Annotated in this window: 15 protein-coding genes, 3 tRNA genes and 1 pseudogene; 6 read left to right on the top strand and 13 right to left on the bottom strand. The window is 65.8% G+C overall.

The window, feature by feature from the left end:
• Positions 1-55: 55 nt before the first annotated feature.
• The 11 genes from rplK to AADZ55_RS03985 form a co-directional block, all read right to left on the bottom strand.
• On the bottom strand, positions 56-487 hold the full coding sequence (rplK, locus tag AADZ55_RS04035) for a 50S ribosomal protein L11 (protein ID WP_085323503.1): 432 nt from the start codon (positions 485-487) through the stop codon (positions 56-58).
• Positions 488-544: 57 nt separating this feature from the next.
• Entirely contained in the window at positions 545-1261 is a 717-nt protein-coding gene (nusG, locus tag AADZ55_RS04030; protein ID WP_085323504.1) for a transcription termination/antitermination protein NusG, read from the bottom strand.
• A gap of 31 nt (positions 1262-1292) precedes the next feature.
• A complete protein-coding gene (secE, locus tag AADZ55_RS04025; protein WP_085323505.1) occupies positions 1293-1787 on the bottom strand; it encodes a preprotein translocase subunit SecE in 495 nt (164 codons plus the stop codon).
• A gap of 146 nt (positions 1788-1933) precedes the next feature.
• Positions 1934-2006 (bottom strand) — tRNA-Trp (locus AADZ55_RS04020).
• Positions 2007-2171: 165 nt separating this feature from the next.
• Positions 2172-2672, bottom strand: a complete 501-nt coding sequence (hadC, locus tag AADZ55_RS04015; RefSeq protein ID WP_085323506.1) for a (3R)-hydroxyacyl-ACP dehydratase subunit HadC — start codon at positions 2670-2672, stop codon at positions 2172-2174.
• Between the two features lie 3 nt (positions 2673-2675).
• Positions 2676-3104 (bottom strand): (3R)-hydroxyacyl-ACP dehydratase subunit HadB, encoded by a 429-nt coding sequence (gene hadB, locus AADZ55_RS04010; RefSeq protein ID WP_085323507.1) that lies wholly within the window; start codon positions 3102-3104, stop codon positions 2676-2678.
• Positions 3091-3570, bottom strand: coding sequence for a (3R)-hydroxyacyl-ACP dehydratase subunit HadA (gene hadA, locus AADZ55_RS04005; protein ID WP_085323508.1), 480 nt, complete (start codon positions 3568-3570; stop codon positions 3091-3093). The genes hadB and hadA overlap by 14 nt, the downstream gene beginning before the upstream one ends.
• 51 nt (positions 3571-3621) lie before the next feature.
• Complete coding sequence (gene rpmG / locus AADZ55_RS04000; protein WP_003898538.1) at positions 3622-3789, bottom strand: 50S ribosomal protein L33; 168 nt, start codon at positions 3787-3789, stop codon at positions 3622-3624.
• A gap of 44 nt (positions 3790-3833) precedes the next feature.
• Positions 3834-3907: transfer RNA gene (locus tag AADZ55_RS03995), tRNA-Met, on the bottom strand.
• Between the two features lie 36 nt (positions 3908-3943).
• A tRNA-Thr gene (locus AADZ55_RS03990) sits at positions 3944-4016 on the bottom strand.
• 88 nt (positions 4017-4104) lie between these two features.
• Positions 4105-4317, bottom strand: a complete 213-nt coding sequence (locus AADZ55_RS03985; protein WP_085323509.1) for a type II toxin-antitoxin system VapB family antitoxin — start codon at positions 4315-4317, stop codon at positions 4105-4107.
• A 130-nt stretch (positions 4318-4447) separates the two neighbouring features.
• Between AADZ55_RS03985 and AADZ55_RS03980 the strand changes: the two genes are divergently transcribed.
• The 3 genes and pseudogenes from AADZ55_RS03980 to AADZ55_RS03970 all read left to right on the top strand — a co-directional run bounded on the left by AADZ55_RS03980 (position 4448) and on the right by AADZ55_RS03970 (position 6915).
• A complete protein-coding gene (locus AADZ55_RS03980; protein WP_085323510.1) occupies positions 4448-5161 on the top strand; it encodes an MBL fold metallo-hydrolase in 714 nt (237 codons plus the stop codon).
• A gap of 165 nt (positions 5162-5326) precedes the next feature.
• Positions 5327-6168: pseudogene (locus AADZ55_RS03975) on the top strand (hypothetical protein); the annotation flags it as partial.
• Between the two features lie 51 nt (positions 6169-6219).
• Positions 6220-6915 carry a crotonase/enoyl-CoA hydratase family protein gene (locus tag AADZ55_RS03970; RefSeq protein ID WP_085323512.1) on the top strand — a complete coding sequence of 232 codons (696 nt, stop codon included), beginning with the start codon at positions 6220-6222 and terminating at the stop codon, positions 6913-6915.
• 124 nt (positions 6916-7039) lie between these two features.
• Here the strand turns inward: AADZ55_RS03970 and AADZ55_RS03965 are convergent, their stop codons facing one another.
• Both AADZ55_RS03965 and cynS read right to left on the bottom strand, forming a co-directional pair.
• A complete protein-coding gene (locus AADZ55_RS03965) occupies positions 7040-8074 on the bottom strand; it encodes a patatin-like phospholipase family protein (RefSeq protein ID WP_085323748.1) in 1035 nt (344 codons plus the stop codon).
• Positions 8075-8082: 8 nt separating this feature from the next.
• Entirely contained in the window at positions 8083-8550 is a 468-nt protein-coding gene (cynS, locus tag AADZ55_RS03960; RefSeq protein ID WP_085323513.1) for a cyanase, read from the bottom strand.
• A 90-nt stretch (positions 8551-8640) separates the two neighbouring features.
• Between cynS and recC the strand changes: the two genes are divergently transcribed.
• From recC to recD, 3 genes are read left to right on the top strand one after another with little or no spacing between them, the layout of a single operon-like run.
• Positions 8641-11949, top strand: a complete 3309-nt coding sequence (gene recC / locus AADZ55_RS03955) for an exodeoxyribonuclease V subunit gamma (RefSeq protein WP_085323749.1) — start codon at positions 8641-8643, stop codon at positions 11947-11949.
• On the top strand, positions 11949-15251 hold the full coding sequence (gene recB, locus AADZ55_RS03950) for an exodeoxyribonuclease V subunit beta (RefSeq protein WP_085323514.1): 3303 nt from the start codon (positions 11949-11951) through the stop codon (positions 15249-15251). The genes recC and recB overlap by 1 nt, the downstream gene beginning before the upstream one ends.
• The gene (gene recD, locus AADZ55_RS03945) at positions 15251-17029 is read left to right on the top strand and encodes an exodeoxyribonuclease V subunit alpha (protein ID WP_085323515.1); all 1779 of its coding nucleotides are present in this window, start codon (positions 15251-15253) and stop codon (positions 17027-17029) included. Before recB ends, recD begins: the two co-directional genes overlap by 1 nt.
• Positions 17030-17063 lie beyond the last annotated feature (34 nt).

Below are 17063 nucleotides of genomic sequence, written 5' to 3'. Positions count from 1 at the left end.
TGGTGTTGGGTTGTGGTTATCAAGCGGGCCGAAGCTAGCCCTCCCACGAATCGGGCTATTCGACGGTGATGCCCATTGATCGGGCGGTCCCGGCGATGATCTTGGCGGCTGCGTCGATGTCGTTGGCGTTGAGATCGGCCTTCTTGGTCTCGGCGATCTCGCGAACTTGATCCCAGCTGACCTTGGCGACCTTGGTCTTGTGTGGTTCCGACGAACCTTTGGGCACACCCGCGGCCTTGAGCAGCAACTTGGCGGCGGGCGGCGTCTTGAGCGCGAAAGTGAAACTACGGTCTTCGTAGACGGTGATCTCCACCGGGATGACGTTGCCGCGCTGGTTTTCCGTCGCGGCGTTGTACGCCTTGCAGAACTCCATGATGTTGACACCGTGCTGGCCGAGCGCGGGACCAACCGGCGGTGCAGGGTTGGCCTGTCCCGCCACGATCTGCAGCTTGATCAGCCCGGCGACCTTCTTCTTCTTCGGGGCCATGACGTGTCGACGTTCCTTCCTGGTTAAGCATCCAGCTGCCCGCAAGCGGGCTGCTGGCTAGATCTTGGAGACCTGGCCAAAGGTCAGTTCCACCGGTGTTTCGCGGCCAAAGATAGAGACCAGCACCTTGAGCTTCTGCTGTTCGGCGTTGACCTCGCTGATGGTGGCCGGCAACGTGGCAAACGGCCCGTCCATGACGGTTACCGACTCGCCGACCTCGTAGTCGACCTCCACGACCGGACGCTCCAGCCCACCGGACTCGGCGGCGGCAGCGGTGCTGGCCGCACCCTTGGCGGCCTTCTTCGTCGACCCCCGCGGAAGCAGAAACTTCACCACGTCGTCGAGGGCGAGGGCCGACGGGCGGGACGTCGCGCCGACGAACCCGGTGACCCCCGGCGTGTTGCGCACCGCGGCCCATGAGTCGTCGGTCAAGTCCATCCGCACCAGGATGTAGCCGGGCAGCACCTTGCGGTTGACCTGCTTGCGCTGGCCGTTCTTGATCTCGGTGACCTCTTCGGTGGGTACCTCCACCTGGAAGATGTAGTCGCCGACGTCAAGGTTCTGCACCCGGGTTTCGAGGTTGGCCTTGACCTTGTTCTCGTACCCCGCGTAGGAGTGCACGACATACCAGTCGCCGGGCTTGCTGCGCAGCTCCGCCTTGAGCGCGACGGCCGGATCGACCTCTTCAGCCGGGGCCACTACGTCCTGGGGGACGCTGGCCTCTTGCAAATCGACCGCCTCACCCGCGGACGTGTCACCGTCGAAGGTAGTCACGGTTTTCAGTCCTCTCTGTCACTCTCGAACCTCAGCCGAACACCAGCATCACTAGCTCGGTCAGGCCGAAATCAGCGCCTGCAACCAGCGCCACCATGAAGGCCAGAAACGCCAGCACCACCGACGTGTAGGTGATCATTTGTTTGCGGTTCGGCCAGATCACCTTCCGCATCTCGGTAACGACCTGCTTTAGGTAGTTGTATACGAACGCGATCGGGTTAGCTGGCCGAGCCCCCGTTTTGCTGACTCTTCTGACTTTCTTTGCCCTGGCAGCCTTCGAGGCCGCCTTCTTGGCCGAATCGTCGGTAGCGACCCCGGTGTCTTCCGAGGTCTTGGTCGACGACTCTTCGCCGTCGACGTCTTCGTCGGCACCTGCCACGCGCTGCCGGGACCGCTTGCCGGTGGGACGTTGCGGCCGCACTGTCGGCTTTGTCACCAGGGCGGTCCGACCACCGCTCCCGCGCGCCTCCGCACTTTCGGCGCCGTCGGCTGCGGCCTGGTCGGCAGCGTCGCCTTCGTCGCTCACTATGCGCTCCTTCGTTTGCTAGCTATCCCGCGAGCCGTTCCGCGTTGGTTGGGCACCTTCCCAGTGTCCACCATGGCACGATACATATGGTCCGTCTCCTCCTCAGGCCGTCTCGGCCCGCATCGTCGCCGGACGTTCGTTTTCAGCAGGGGCGACAGGACTTGAACCTGCAACCTGCGGTTTTGGAGACCGCTGCTCTGCCAGTTGAGCTACGCCCCTTCGCGGTTGGCAGGCAAGCCCAGACCAGGCCCAGGCCAACCATTTGCGCCGGGGCTTACATGACACGCGCGCGCTCGTTCAACTCACGGAAAGCGCGCTGATGTTGGGAAAACCCCGAGGTCCGAGTGTACTAGAGTCTACATAGCGGCAGGACCCAGATACTAATTACGCCGTCCTGATGACCTGCCCGGATTCCTTGTCCCATTTGAGCTGGGTGGAGTTGTCACCCTGCTGGCCCATCAGGGTGGTGTAGGCCTCCAAGACCAGTTCGCCGTCGTCGTTGGTGCAGACGTTCTTGGTGACCACGATGTCGGCTCCGAACCGCTCGTCGACCGAATGAATGTCCATCCGGGCCCACAACTTGTCCCCGGCGAGCACGGGTTTGTGGAACACGAACCGCTGGTCGACCTGGACGATCTGCATGGTTTCCATGCCCACGTCAACGTTCCGGAAGAAATCCAGCTGGACGTACTTCGCCAAGATCGTCACGAAGGTCAGCGGAGCGACGATCTCGGCGTAGCCGAGATCGGCGGCCGCGTCCTCGTTGAAGTAGGCGGGATGATCACACTTGATAGCTCGGGCAAACTCGCGGCATTGCTCACGGCCGACGATGAAATAGTCCGGGTAGTGCCAAACCATCCCGCGGATATCGGTCTTTAACGCCATGGGTTACGCCAGTTTCGCCGAGGCGATGGCCCGCCCGAAGATCTTCTTGCCGTCCGTGGTGGCCGTGAGGGCGATGGTCACCAACTTGTTGTCCGGATTGACCGACTTCACCCGGCCGTTGAACACGATCTCCGCGCCCTTGCCATCGTTGGGCACCGGCACCACCGCGGTGAATCGCACGTTGTACTCGGTGACTGCGCCCGGATCACCAATCCATGACGTGACGTAGCCGCCGCCAAGACCCATGGTCAGCATGCCGTGGGCGATCGCGGTGTCCAGCCCGACCATCTTGGCGATCTCGTCGTCCCAGTGGATCGGGTTCAAGTCACCCGAAACTCCCGCGTAGTTCACCAGATCCTGGCGGGTCAGCGGGTACGTCTTCTCCGGAAGCTGGTCTCCGACCTTCACCGAGCTGAACTCACGCAGCGCCATTAGCAAAGCCCTCTTTCCCATCCTCGCCGGCACGGCCCGCCAGGGTCGTGTAGGTCTCCTGCACGATGTCACCTGCTTCATTGGTGATGATGTTCTTGGTCACGATGATCTGGGTGCCGTGCGCCTCACGCATCGAATCCACGTAGACGTCGCAGTAAAGCTTGTCGCCCGCCACAATCGGCTTCTCGTACTTCAGCACTTGGTCAACCTGGACGACCTGCGCGTCCTGGACCGCGACGTTTGCGTGTTTGAAGAACGCCGACTGCGCTTTGTAGCCGAACACGCAGATGAACGTCAGGGGGGCCAACAGGCCCTTATAGCCGAGTTCGGCGGCCGCGTCTTCCTCGAAGAATGACGCGTCGTCGTTTTGAACGGCTACGGCGTACTCGCGGATCTTCTCCCGCTCCACCTCGTAATGGTCGGGGTAGCGGTAGTGCATCCCGACGATGTCTGCGGTCAACGGCATGGCTCTCGAACCTACCTAGTCAGCGGAAAACAACTGCTCACGGGTCGGCGATTACCGCGTCTCGCGGTGCGCCTGGTGCTTGCCGCAATTCGGGCAGAACTTCTTTAGCTCCAGCCGGTCCGGGTCGTTACGGCGGTTCTTTTTGGTGATGTAGTTGCGGTGCTTACACACCTCGCATGCCAAAGTGATCTTCGGCCGCACGTCGGTACTGGAAGCCATGACCGTTCTCTCTCGAATCTCTCACACGTGTCGTTGTTGTGTTGTAGCGATGGCCGGACTCGAACCGGCGACCTAACGATTATGAGTCGTTCGCTCTAACCGACTGAGCTACATCGCCTCTGGTACGCACCGCCAGCCTGCTCGGCGTCCGCCGAGCCCCCTAACGGAATCGAACCGTTGACCTTTTCCTTACCATGGAAACGCTCTGCCGACTGAGCTAAGGGGGCCGCTCACCCGTAGCGACCAGTCGGGTCGTGCAGCGGGCCTAAAAGAGGGTACAGCCTGGCGTGCAACGCCACCAAACCACGTAGCGGATCACCCGCTGTCGCTGCTCCGCCGCGGAACCCAGGCATTGGGATCGCTGAACTCGTCGTACTCGTCATCCCGGGCATGGTCCGCGGTATCCGCCTCGCCGAGAAGCGTCCGGAGCGCAAGGTTGACAGCCTCTCGCGCGCCCTTCACGCGGTACCGCCGGATGACCTCTTGGACCAGGTCGTCGTCAACCTCTATCTCGACCCTCTTCAGCATGGACCAAAGATACCGAGCGCCCCCCCGGTCAGGCTCGGGGGCTACACCACAACGAGCCCAACCGGGCGCGTTGGTGCCGAAATGCGGCGGTCTCGGTTGGGCGCTGTTGGACCAGACCTAGGCTGGTGATGTGTGCAAGGACCGGCTGTACTTCCGTCAACTGCTCTCCGGTCGCGATTTCGCCGTCGGCGACATGTTCGCGACGCAGATGCGCAACTTCGCCTACCTGATCGGAGACCGCGAAACCGGGGATTGCGTGGTGGTTGACCCGGCCTACGCCGCCGGGGATCTGATCGACGCGCTCGAATCCGACGATATGCATCTGTCCGGCGTGCTGGTGACCCACCATCACCCCGACCATGTCGGCGGCTCGATGATGGGTTTCCAGCTGCGGGGCCTGTCCGACTTGCTGGAGCGAGCGACCGTACCCGTGCACGTGAATACCCATGAGGCGCTGTGGGTTTCGCGAGTCACCGGGATTCCCATCGGGGATCTGACCACCCATGAGCATCGGGACAAGGTCAGTATCGGCGACATCGAAATCGAGCTGCTGCACACCCCCGGGCATACGCCGGGCAGTCAATGCTTTCTGCTCGACGGGCGGCTGGTCGCCGGTGACACGTTGTTCCTGGAGGGCTGTGGACGCACCGACTTTCCCGGCGGTGATTCCGACGAGATGTACCGCAGCCTGAGACAGCTCGCCGAACTTCCGGGTGACCCAACCGTGTTTCCCGGGCATTGGTACTCGGCCGAGCCGAGCGCGTCACTCTCGGAGGTCAAGCGGTCCAACTACGTTTACCGGCCCGCAAATCTAGATCAGTGGCGAATGTTGATGGGCGGCTGAGGGACTCGGACAGCCGCGGCTGGTCCGGTCCTGGCCCAGCGACGCCGCCAGCGACACATCACCCAAAGATTCGGCAGCCTGCGATATGCCCCGAGGCGCCGCTAGGATCATGTCAGCTAACTTTTCCGGCCGCGATCACTGTGGTATAAGCGGAGGGTGGATGCCATGGGGTGGGTCCAGGGCAGCTGGCTTGGGAACACCGGGGTCGAGTCCAGCACCTGGTTGGCGTTTGCCGCCTGGGCGGCGCTTGCGCTCGGTGTCGTCGCACTCGTCGTGACCAACGGGCAGATCCAGCGCAATCGTCGGCTGGCCGCGGAGCAGACCCGGCCCTACGTGGGCATGCTGATGGAGCCGCACGTGGCGGACTGGCATGTGATCGAGTTGGTGGTCCGAAACTTCGGTCGCACCGCCGCCTATGACGTCCGGTTCTCGTTTCCCAATCCCCCGACCGTGGCCCAATACGAGAACGCTTCGGACGGCTACGCCGATGTCGTCGAACTTCAGCTTCCCCACGAGTTGCCGATGCTGGCGCCCGGTCAGGAGTGGCGCATGGTGTGGGATTCCGCGCTCGATCGTGCCGAGATCGGGCATGGCATCGAGTCCCGCTTCCCCGGCACGGTGACCTACTACGACCGACCCGAACAGCCGCGCGGATGGCGGTTCTGGCAGCGCGGACGGCATCCGCTGGAGACCAAAGTGGTGCTGGACTGGGATGCGCTGCCGCCCGTTCAGCGCATCGAGCTGATGACCACCCATGACCTGGCGAAGCGGGAGAAGCAGAAGCTCGAGCTGTTGCGCAGCCTGCTGACGTACTTCCACTACGCGAGCAAGGAAACGCGTCCCGATGTCTTCCGCAGCGAGATCGACCGGATCAACCGCGCTGTGGCCGAAACTCAGGACAGGTGGCGCACCCGGCAGCTCGACGAGCCCACCGACGTCAGCCTGCGCTGGGGGGACGCCGAGAACGAACTGGGCAAGCACAGCGGCCAGCGCGTGTGACGGCGGGCCAACCGCGGGCGCGCGGGATCGCCCAGTGCCGATCTGATTCAATCGAACCCATGAGCGGCCCGGTCAGCTATACCCGCAAGGATTCCATCGCGGTCATCAAAATGGACGACGGCAAGGTCAACGCGCTGGGCCCGACCATGCAGCAGGCCATCAACGAAGCGATCGACAACGCCGACCGTGACGACGTCGGGGCGCTGGTGATCACCGGGAATGGGCGGGTGTTCAGCGCAGGCTTCGACCTGAAGATCCTGACCTCCGGCGAGGTGCAGCCCGCGATCGACATGCTCCGAGGCGGCTTCGAGCTGACCTACCGACTCCTGTCCTACCCCAAACCCGTGGTGATGGCATGCACCGGTCACGCCATCGCGATGGGAGCGTTTCTGCTGTCCTCCGGCGATCACCGGGTGGCCGCCCATGCGTACAACATCCAGGCCAACGAGGTCGCGATCGGCATGACCATTCCGTACGCGGCGCTAGAGATCATGAAGCTGCGACTGACGCGGTCGGCGTACCAGCAGGCAACCGGGCTGTCCAAGACGTTCTTCGGGGAAACCGCGCTGGCCGCCGGCTTTATCGACGAAATCGCCCTGCCCGAGGTGGTGGTCAGCCGTTCCGAGGAAGCCGCCCGGGAATTCGCCGGTCTCAACCAGCGCGCCCACGCCGCCACCAAGTTGCGGGCCCGCGCCGATGCGCTCGCGGCGCTGCGCGCGGGGATCGACGGCATCGAAGCCGAGTTCGGAGTGTAAGTGACGGGTGATGCGGTTGCTTTCGGCAACCGCATCACACCCGGACCGCCTCCTCCATTCGGAAAGTGTGACAGGTTGGCGGCGGCTCGTCACCTCGAAGCGGCTGGCCCGAGCGCGTTGACCGCTATTGGAACTCCCGGAACCGTTCCAGGTATTTGACCCAGTTCCAGGTTGAGAGGAACGCCTGCGCCGCCTCGCAGCCCTTGTCGTAGAGCGCTTCGGCATCCTTGCGCGAAAGGCCGAAATCCAGGAAGTTGACGGCCGTCGAGTCGACCCGGATGGCGCGGGCACTGACCCAGGGCTGGTTCAGATAGGTCTGATCGCGGCCGACGAACATGGTGGTGATCAGCTGTTCCAGCAGCACCGACGGCGGCCCCAGCAGACGCAGCGCGCCCACCCCTGGGATTACCTGGTCATTGCCTTCGGGCAGGTTCGGCACCACCGTGATGCCGAACGTGGGCCAGCGTGGCGGTTTGCCGTCGAGCCGGTCGAACGAGTCGATCGGGAAGTTCGACAACACGCCGCCGTCGACCAGGGTGGAAGTGAGCCCGTCCGCACTGGTCAAACTGACCGGCCGGAAAAAGAACGGGATCGCCATCGACGCGCGAACCGCGTCGGCGACCGGCTGCTCGTCAGGGTCGAGGCCGTAGACGCGGCGGTAGTCCCAGGGCAGCCGCACCAGCTGCCCGGTCGTTACGTCGGTGACGGTGACCGCCAGTCGGTAGCGGCGCTCTTCGGGTAGTTGCTTGTCGGCAAGAGCCAAATCCCCGAAGGTGGTAACTCCGAGGTTTTTTAGCTCACCGCGGATCCAATCGTGGGCGAAGTCACCGCGGTACAAGCCGGTATCGCGCAGCAACCCCCATGCCTGGCCGAGAACCGGCAAATGACCGATGGGGCCGGCATCGCGGAACTTCTGGTACGGCAGACTCAGTGCGAGTTCTTTGATCTCGTGGCTGGTCAACCGGTTGCCGTTGGACGCGGCCGCCAGGATCGACCCGACCAGTGACCCAGCGGAGACGCCAGACACCCGTTTGACGGTGTACCCGGCGTCCATGACGGCGACGACGGCGCCAACCAGGCCGACCCCCTTGACGCCGCCACCCGAGAGAACGAGATCCACCGGCTTGGGCCGCCGGATCTTGGCAGGCTGGTTTACCATGATCGCCTTCAGTCCCGAGCCGAAACCCATTGGTAGGGAAGGAATTTCCCATCGAATGTCACCACGACACGATCGCCCGACGGATGTGGCTTCTTCTGCAGGTCGACGCTGAAATTGATTGCGCTCATGATGCCGTCGCCAAACCGCTCGTGGATCAATTCCTTGATGGCGCCGCCGTAGACCTGAAGAGCTTCGTAGAAGCGGTAAATGGTGGGGTCGGTAGGCGCCATCCCGGCCAAGGAGGCGGGCCAGCCGCGGCGCATCGGCGGCGCGGCCAGCACCGGCACCGCCGACTCGTCCAGACCCAGCATCTCGACCAGGACCTTGGCAAGCTCGGCGGGAACGGGATGCTGACCGAGCAGCGCCGACGTGGTCCACAGCACCGGCCTGCCGACGGCGTCGGCCAGCTCCTGCCAGCTCAAGCCGCGTGCCAGGCGGGCAACGACGATCTGTTCGGTGATCTCGTTTCTGTTCATGGCCCCAGCATGCATTAAAGCGTGTCGCCCCACGCGGTCGTTCTACTGCGCGGCGACCTCGAACGCCAAGACGGTCTATGGTGGCGCCCGATGGCGCTTCATGTTCACCGTGCCGAACGGACCGACCTGCTCGCCGACGGCCTCGGCGCACTGCTCGCCGATCCGCTGCCCGACCCGTTCACGCAGGAGCTGGTGCTCGTCGCGGCCCGCGGCGTGGAACGCTGGTTGAGTCAGCGTCTTTCGCACCTGCTCGGGTGCGCGCTCGGTGGTGACGGGGTGTGCGCCGGGGTGTCATTCCGCAGTCCGCGGTCCCTGATTGCCGAGCTCAGCGGCACACGCGACATCGATCCCTGGTCGCCGGAGGCCTTGACGTGGCCGCTGCTCGAGGTCATCGACGCCAGCCTCGACGAGCCGTGGTGCCAAACGTTGGCAACTCACTTGGGCCACTTCGACACCGACGCTTTCGAAGCCGAACTGCGCCGGGGGCGCCGCTACGCGGTGGCCCGCCGCCTGGCCGGCCTGTTCGCGTCCTACGCCCGGCAGCGTCCCCAGCTGCTAACCGACTGGCTGGACGGCAACCCCGCCAGCCTCGCCGACCTCGATGCCGACCTAGCGTGGCAGCCCGCCTTATGGCGAGCGCTGGTCGCCGCTGTCCCCGCCGATCCGCCGCAGATCCGGCACGAGAAGACGGTTGCCCGGCTGCGAGCGGGCCCGGCCGACCTGGCGGCGCGGCTATCGCTGTTCGGGCACACCCGGTTGGCGTGCACCGAGGTGCAGCTGCTCGACGCACTGGCCACCCATCACGAACTGCACCTGTGGCTGCCGCATCCCAGCGACGAGCTATGGCGGGCGTTGACTGACCTCGACACAGCGGTTCCCCGACGCCGAGACCCCAGCCGGCGGGCCGCCAACCATCCGCTGCTTCAAACACTGGGCCGCGACCTGCGAGAGTTGCAGCGCGCCCTGCCAGCCGCCCCGGTGACCGACGAATACATCGCTGCCCCAGCCAAACCCGATTCCTTGCTGGGCTGGCTGCAAGGCGACCTCGCCGCCAACGCCATCCGGCCCGCCGGCCGCTGCCTGTCCGATGGCGACCAGTCGGTGCAGATCCACGCCTGCCATGGCCCGGCCCGACAGATCGCCGTATTGCGCGAGGTGCTGCTGGGTCTGTTGGAGGACGATCCGACGCTTGAACCCCGCGACATCGTGGTGATGTGCCCCGACATCGAGACCTACGCGCCGTTGATTATCGCCGGGTTCGGCCTGGGCGAGGCCGCCGGTGACAGCCACCCCGCACACAGGTTGCGGGTCAAGCTCGCCGACCGCGCGCTCACCCAGACCAACCCGTTGCTCGGCGTGGCCGCGGAACTGCTTGCCATCGCCGGAACCCGCGCCACCGCCAGCCAGGTGCTCAACTTCACCCAGGCGGCACCGGTGCGCGCCCGCTTTGGCTTCACCGACGACGATCTCGACACGATCACCGGCTGGGTGCGCCAATCGAACATCCGGTGGGGTTTCGACCAGCGACATCGCCAGCCCTATGGACTAGACCATTTCGTGCACAACACCTGGCGGTTCGGCATCGACCGCATTCTCACCGGTGTGGCGATGTCGGACGACTCGCGCGCGTGGCTGGACACCGCGCTGCCGCTCGACGATGTCGGCAGCAACCGGGTGGAGCTGGCTGGGCGCTTCGCCGAGTGCGTCGCACGATTACATCAGGTAATCCAAAAACTCAGCGGCGCACAGCCGTTGACCGACTGGCTCGATGCGCTGGCCGAGGGAGTGCGCCTCCTTGCCCGATCCGGTGATGCGGGGCAGCAAGCGCAGCTGCGGCGAGAGTTCGCCGACGTCCTCGCGCACACAGATGGCGCGCGCTCGTCGACGCGGCTGCGGCTGCCCGACGTTTCCGCGCTGCTGGACGAGTACCTGGCCGGACGCCCGACACGAGCCAACTTCCGCACCGGAACGCTGACCGTCTGCTCGATGGTGCCGATGCGCTCGGTGCCGCACCGGGTGGTGTGCCTGGTCGGGCTCGACGACGGATCGTTCCCGCGGCACAGCGTCCCAGACGGTGATGACGTGCTGGCGCGCGACCCGATGACCGGCGAGCGCGACATCCGTTCCGAGGACCGCCAACTGCTGCTCGACGCAATCGGTGCCGCTAGGCAGACGCTGGTGATCACCTACACGGGCGCCGACGAGCACACCGGTCACCCACGTCCGCCGGCCGTGCCGCTCGCGGAGTTGCTGGACGCGCTGGATCGGACGGCGTCAACACCGGTTCGCGAGCGCATTCTCACCCGACATCCGCTACAGCCGTTCGACCGCAGAAACGTCGTGCCCGGCGAACTGTTGCACGGCAAGCCGTTCACATTCGACCCAGCTGCGCTCGGCGCCGCCCACGCAAGCACCGGACAGCGCAGTGCACCAACGGCTTTCATCACCGATCCGTTGCCGGCGAAGCCCACCGCCGACCTCACCCTGGCAGATCTGCTCGACTTCTTCAAAGATCCGGTCAAGGGGTTCTTCCGGGCGCTCGACTACACGCTGCCGTGGGACGTCGACACCGTTGCGGATGCGATGCCCGTGGAGATCGACCCGCTACAGGCCTGGACGGTCGGCGACCGGATGCTGCGCGACATGCTGCGCGGCATGCATCCGGACACCGCCGCCAACGCGGAGTGGCGTCGCGGAACGCTGCCGCCCGGGCGGCTCGGGGTACGCAAAGCCAAGGAGATCCGCGATCGCGCACGTGATCTGGCGATAGCCGCATTGCGGTACCGGACGGGCGACGGCGACGCGTACGACCTTGACATCGACCTCGGTGATGGGCGCCGGTTGACCGGAACGCTCACGCCGGTCCACGGCCAACACTTGGTGTCGGTCAGCTATTCGAAGCTGGCCGCAAAGCAGGTGCTGGCGTCGTGGATCGAGTTGGTTGCGCTGGCGGCCGAAAGGCCGGACCGCGATTGGACGGCGCGCTGCATCGGCCGGGGCAAGAGCCGAAACCGGATCGCCCAGCGGCTATTCGCGCCGCCCCCCGACCCGGTAGCCGTGCTGCGCGACCTGGTGTTGCTCTACGACACAGGTCGGCGTGAACCGCTGCCGCTCCCGCTGAAAACGTCGTGCGCGTGGGCGCAGGCGCGCCGCGACGCCGACGACCCGGACGAGGCGGCGCGGGCAGTGTGGGAATCCAACAACTTTCGCGGCGGCGACGACCGCGAGCGCGCACACGTGCGGGTCTGGGGCCAAAGGCCGGCATTCGCTGTGCTGCTGGGCCCGCCGCGCCCAGGCGAAGAGATGCCGGGTGAGGACACCCGGCTGGGTGCTCTGGCCGCGCGGCTGTGGCTGCCGGTGCTGGCCGCTGAACGGGCCCCCGAAGGGGCACCGGGCTGATGGAATGCTTCGACCTACTGGGGCCGTTGCCCGAGCGAGGGTCCACAACAGTGCTGGAAGCCAGCGCCGGTACGGGCAAGACGTTCGCGCTGGCCGGCCTGGTGACCCGCTACCTGGCCGAGACCGACACCACGCTCGACGAAATGTTGCTGATCACCTTCAACCGCGCCGCCAGCCGCGAGCTTCGAGAACGCGTCCGCGACCAGATCGTCGCGGCGGTGGCCGCCCTCGATGGCCGGGCGCTACCGGGCAGCGACCTCGTCGCGCACCTGGTGCGCGGCAGCGACGCCAAGCTCGCGATACGGCGGGCCCGGCTGCGCGACGCGCTGGCGAACTTCGACGCGGCCACCATCGCCACCACACACGAGTTCTGTGGATCGGTGCTGAAATCACTTGGTGTAGCTGGAGATACCGATACCGGTCTCATGCTGCAGGAGAGTCTCGACGAACTGATCACCCAGATCGTCGACGACCTCTACCTCGCGCACTTCGGACGTCAAGAACACGATCCGGTGCTGACGTACGCACAAGCGCTCACCCTGGCCCGCCAGGTCGTGGGCGACCCATGCGCACAGCTGCGGCCGGCCGATCCCGAACCGGACAGCGAGGCGGCGGTGCGGCTAACGTTCGCCACTCAAGTCGTCGACGAGCTCGAACACCGCAAGCGTCGGCTGCGCATACTCGGCTATGACGACTTGCTCGTCCGGCTGGCGAAAGCCCTTGCCGCGGAGGATTCCCCGGCCCGGGAACGGATGCGGAAGCGCTGGCAGATCGTGCTGGTCGACGAGTTCCAGGACACCGACCCCATCCAGTGGCGGGTGCTCGAGTGTGCGTTCCACCGCCGCTGCACGCTGATCCTGATCGGCGATCCAAAGCAGGCCATCTATGGCTTCCGCGGCGGCGACATCCATACCTATCTGCGGGCGGTCCGCACCGCCGATACTCGCTACACGTTGGGCGTCAACTGGCGCAGCGACGGGGCGCTCATCGCGAGCCTGCAGACGGTGCTGCGCGGCGCCACCCTCGGTCACGCCGAGATCGTCGTGCGCGACATCAACGCCCAACGTCAAGGACACCGCCTAGCCTCAGCCCCCCACCCCGCGCCGTTTCGGCTGCGGGTGGTAACCCGACCCGCAGTTGGCTATGCGGGCACCGCCGCCATCCCGATCGACGTGTTGCGGGCCCATATTCCCGCCGACCTGGCCGCCGATATCGCAGCGCTGTTGGCCAGCGACGCGACGTTCGACGGCGAGCCCGTTGCGGCCGGCCACATCGCGGTGATCGTCGAGCAGCACCGGGACGCGCGGGCCTGCCGGGATGCTTTGGCGGCTGCGGGTATCCCGGCGATCTACACCGGCGACACCGATGTGTTCGCTTCCCAAGCCGCCCAGGACTGGCTATGTCTGTTGGAGGCGTTCGACGCGCCGCAACGCAGTGGGCTGGCCCGCGCGGCCGCGTGCACCAGGTTCTTCGGCGAGACGGCGGAAACCCTTGCCGCGCAGGGTGATGAGCTCACCGATCGGGTGGCCGGTACGCTGCGAGAGTGGGCCGAGGAGGCCCGGCAACGCGGGATTGCAGCGGTATTCGAGGCCGCACAGCTCGCCGGGATGGGGCGCCGGGTGCTGCGCGAGCGGGGCGGCGAGCGGCATATGACTGACTTGGCACACATCGCACAGCTGTTGCATGAGACCGCACATCGACAGCGATACGGTCTTTCGGCACTGCGGGATTGGCTGCGCAAACAGTGCAGCGACCGAGGCGGCGCGGCCGAGCATAACCGTCGCCTGGACAGCGACGCCGCGGCGGTTCAAATCATGACGGTGTTCGTCGCCAAAGGTCTGCAGTTTCCAATCGTGTACCTGCCGTTCATGTTCAATCGGCATGTTCGCAGCGACGATATCCTGCTCTACCACGACGAGACTGATACCCGCTGCTTGTATATCGGCGGAACCAGGCGCGGCCCGCAGCGTCAAGCGGTCGAGGAGCGCAACCGCGTCGAAGCCGCCCGGGACAATATCCGGCTTACCTACGTCGCACTCACCCGGGCGCAGTCGCAGGTGGTGGCCTGGTGGGCACCGACCAAAGACGAAGTCAACGGCGGTTTGTCGCGGCTGCTGCGCGGCCGTGCCATCGGCGATCCGCAGGTGCCGGACAGATGCACGTCCCGAATCAGCGACGAAGAGGCGTGGGCGGTGTTCGCGCAGTGGGAGGCCGAGGGCGGGCCGGCGGTGGAGGAATCGGTGTTCGCCGTTGCTCCTGTTCCCGAAAAGACGCCACCGGTATCGGGTTTGTCGGTACGGCACTTTCACCGCCGAATTGATACCGCGTGGCGACGAACGTCGTATTCGGCGTTGGTGCGCGACGCGGAACCGGCTGGCGCTACGGCCGCAGTCGCCAGCGAACCCGAGGTGCAAGTGCGCGACGACGAGGTGGAGGCACTAGTCGTTACCGCACCAAGTTCGGGCCCCCGCATCACCGAACCAACATCGCCGCTAGCAGCCATGCCGTCGGGCGCCACGTTCGGGTCGCTGGTGCACGCCGTGCTGGAGTCCGCCGACCCGCATTCCACCAATTTGGCCGCCGAGCTCACGCAGCAGGTGCGCCGGCACCTGGCCTGGTGGCCGGTGGACATCGGTGCCCCCGATCCGGCCGCAGCGCTGGGTACCGCACTGGTGCCATTGCACGACACACCGTTGGGGTCACTGGCCGGCGGGTTGACATTGCGCCAGATCGGTGTGCGGGATCGGCTGCGGGAGCTAGCCTTCGAAATGCCGTTGGCCGGCGGCGATCTACGCGATGCGGCCCCGAATGTTTCGCTATCCGACGTGGGTGAGCTGCTGCGAGTGCAACTGCCCGGAAGCGACCCACTGTTCTCGTATGTCGATCGGCTGACGTCCGCCGCATTGGGTGGACGGCCGCTGCGCGGCTACCTGGCAGGGTCGATCGACGTGGTGTTGCGGCTGCCGGGGCAGCGATACCTGGTGGTGGACTACAAGACCAATGACCTCGGTCGCGGCGCGGTCGAATACAGTTTTCCGCGCTTGACCGAGGCGATGCTACATTCCGATTACCCCTTACAGGCATTGTTATATACCGTTGTGCTGCACCGGTTTCTGCGGTGGCGGCAGCCCGGCTACGATCCGCAACGCCATCTCGGCGGGGTGCTGTATCTGTTCGTGCGGGGCATGTGCGGTGCCGACACGCCCGTGCTGGGCGATACCCCGGCCGGCGTGTTCGGCTGGAGCCCGCCGCCACGGCTGGTGGTGGCGCTGTCCGAGCTGCTCGATGCGGGGGCAGCGTGATGCCCACCGAGGTCGAGGTCTGCGTCGCCGCCAGCGGCCTGTTGCGTCTCTTCAATGAGGCTGGGGTGCTGGATGTCTCGGATGTGCAGGTGGCGCAACGGCTCTGCGCGTTGGGCCAGGAGCCCGATGAGCGGGTGGCGCTCGCGGTGGCGCTGGCGGTGCGCGCGGTTCGCGGCGGGTCGGTGTGTGTGGATCTGGCTACGGTTGCCGAGGTTGCCGGGGTTGCCGACGTCTCCGACGACGTGGGGTGGCCGGAGCCCGAGCAGTGGCTGGCAGCGGTGCGCGCAAGCCCACTCTGCGACACGCCGCCGGTGCTGCATCTTGACGATCGACTGCTCTATCTCGACCGGTACTGGCGCGAGGAAAAGCAGGTGTGTGACGACTTGCTGGCCCTGCTGGCGTCCGGACCGGTAGTCGAAGTACCCGCCTACGACCGACTTTTCCCACGCGGCTTTGATGAACAGCGGGAAGCGGCCGAAATTGCTCTCTCGCAGGGGGTCACGGTCCTGACCGGTGGGCCTGGGACCGGAAAGACGACGACGATCGCACGCCTGCTGGCGGTGCTGGCCGAGCAGGCGGAGCTGGCCGGTGGGTCGCGGCCCCGCATCGCACTGGCGGCGCCGACCGGTAAGGCGGCGGCACGGCTGACCGAGGCGGTGCGGGATGAAGTCGCCGAACTTCATTCCGCCGATCGCACGCGGCTGGGCCAGCCGCAGGCGATGACGCTGCATCGGCTGCTCGGGGCTAAGCCGGAAACGTCAACGCGGTTTCGGCACGACCGGGGCAACCGGTTGCCGCACGACGTGATCGTGGTCGACGAGACGTCGATGGTGTCGCTGACATTGATGGCACGGCTGCTGGAGGCGGTGCGTCCCGGCACGCGGCTGATTCTGGTCGGTGATGCCGACCAGCTTGCGTCGGTGGAAGCCGGTGCGGTGCTGGCGGACCTGGTGGACGGCCTCTCGGCCCGCACCGACGTTCGGGTCGCGGCCCTACGAACCTCGCACCGGTTCGGAAAGGCGATCGCGCAGCTGGCCGGTGCGATCCGGGTCGGCGATCCGGATCGGGTGATCGCGCTGTTGCGATCGGGTGACGAACACATCGAGTTCATCGAAGATGACGACCCGACCGAGCGGCTGCGCGCGCTGATCATGCCGCACACGTTGCGGCTGCGCGAGGCGGCGTTGTTGGGATCTGGCGACGAAGCGTTGGCGACTCTGGGCCGGCAGCGGCTGCTGTGTGCCCACCGGGAGGGGCCCCACGGTGTGCGGCAGTGGAACCGCCGGGTGCAGAACTGGCTTGCCGAAGAAACGGGCCAGCCGCCTTGGTCGCAGTGGTACGCCGGACGACCCCTGCTGGTCACCGAAAACGACTACGGGTTACGGGTTTACAACGGCGACACCGGTGTCGCGGTGGCCGGCCCCGACGGTCTGCGCGCCGTCATCACCTCTGCCACCGGGCGGGTTGACTTCGCAACCGGCCGGCTGTCCGCGGTCGAGACGATGCACGCGATGACGATCCACAAGAGCCAGGGCAGTCAGGTCGGCGAGGTCACCGTGTTGCTGCCGCCACCGGATTCGCGGCTGCTGACGCGGGAGCTGTTCTACACCGCGGTCACCCGGGCGAAAGAGGGAGTGCGGGTGGTCGGATCTGAGGTTTCGGTGCGGGCGGCGATCACGCGTCGGGCCGTTCGGGCGACAGGGCTAAGCCGGCGGTTACACGACCTAACCGACTATGCAAAGGGGAATCTCAATGAGGATGTCGAACCGCTGCGCTGATGGGTGTAGGCATTTGGGGAGTGAATTCGCGGCC

The organism is Mycobacterium decipiens, from assembly GCF_963853665.1.
In the GTDB taxonomy this organism is placed as follows: domain Bacteria; phylum Actinomycetota; class Actinomycetes; order Mycobacteriales; family Mycobacteriaceae; genus Mycobacterium; species Mycobacterium decipiens.
Note: the sequence above shows the minus strand (reverse complement) of the source record. Positions and strands in the feature narration are given on the sequence as shown.

What these genes read in the sequence shown, in the direction of transcription:
- hadC (WP_085323506.1), bottom strand. Translation starts at nt 2,672, where the DNA reads ATGGCGTTAAAGACCGATATCCGCGGGATGGTTTGGCACTACCCGGAC.
- rplK (WP_085323503.1), bottom strand. Translation starts at nt 487, where the DNA reads ATGGCCCCGAAGAAGAAGAAGGTCGCCGGGCTGATCAAGCTGCAGATC.
- cynS (WP_085323513.1), bottom strand. Translation starts at nt 8,550, where the DNA reads ATGAACAGAAACGAGATCACCGAACAGATCGTCGTTGCCCGCCTGGCA.
- rpmG (WP_003898538.1), bottom strand. Translation starts at nt 3,789, where the DNA reads ATGGCTTCCAGTACCGACGTGCGGCCGAAGATCACTTTGGCATGCGAG.
- hadA (WP_085323508.1), bottom strand. Translation starts at nt 3,570, where the DNA reads ATGCCGTTGACCGCAGACATCGTCGGGATGCACTACCGCTACCCCGAC.
- AADZ55_RS03965 (WP_085323748.1), bottom strand. Translation starts at nt 8,074, where the DNA reads ATGGTAAACCAGCCTGCCAAGATCCGGCGGCCCAAGCCGGTGGATCTC.
- hadB (WP_085323507.1), bottom strand. Translation starts at nt 3,104, where the DNA reads ATGGCGCTGCGTGAGTTCAGCTCGGTGAAGGTCGGAGACCAGCTTCCG.
- recD (WP_085323515.1), top strand. Translation starts at nt 15,251, where the DNA reads ATGCCCACCGAGGTCGAGGTCTGCGTCGCCGCCAGCGGCCTGTTGCGT.
- AADZ55_RS03970 (WP_085323512.1), top strand. Translation starts at nt 6,220, where the DNA reads ATGAGCGGCCCGGTCAGCTATACCCGCAAGGATTCCATCGCGGTCATC.
- recB (WP_085323514.1), top strand. Translation starts at nt 11,949, where the DNA reads ATGGAATGCTTCGACCTACTGGGGCCGTTGCCCGAGCGAGGGTCCACA.
- recC (WP_085323749.1), top strand. Translation starts at nt 8,641, where the DNA reads ATGGCGCTTCATGTTCACCGTGCCGAACGGACCGACCTGCTCGCCGAC.
- AADZ55_RS03985 (WP_085323509.1), bottom strand. Translation starts at nt 4,317, where the DNA reads ATGCTGAAGAGGGTCGAGATAGAGGTTGACGACGACCTGGTCCAAGAG.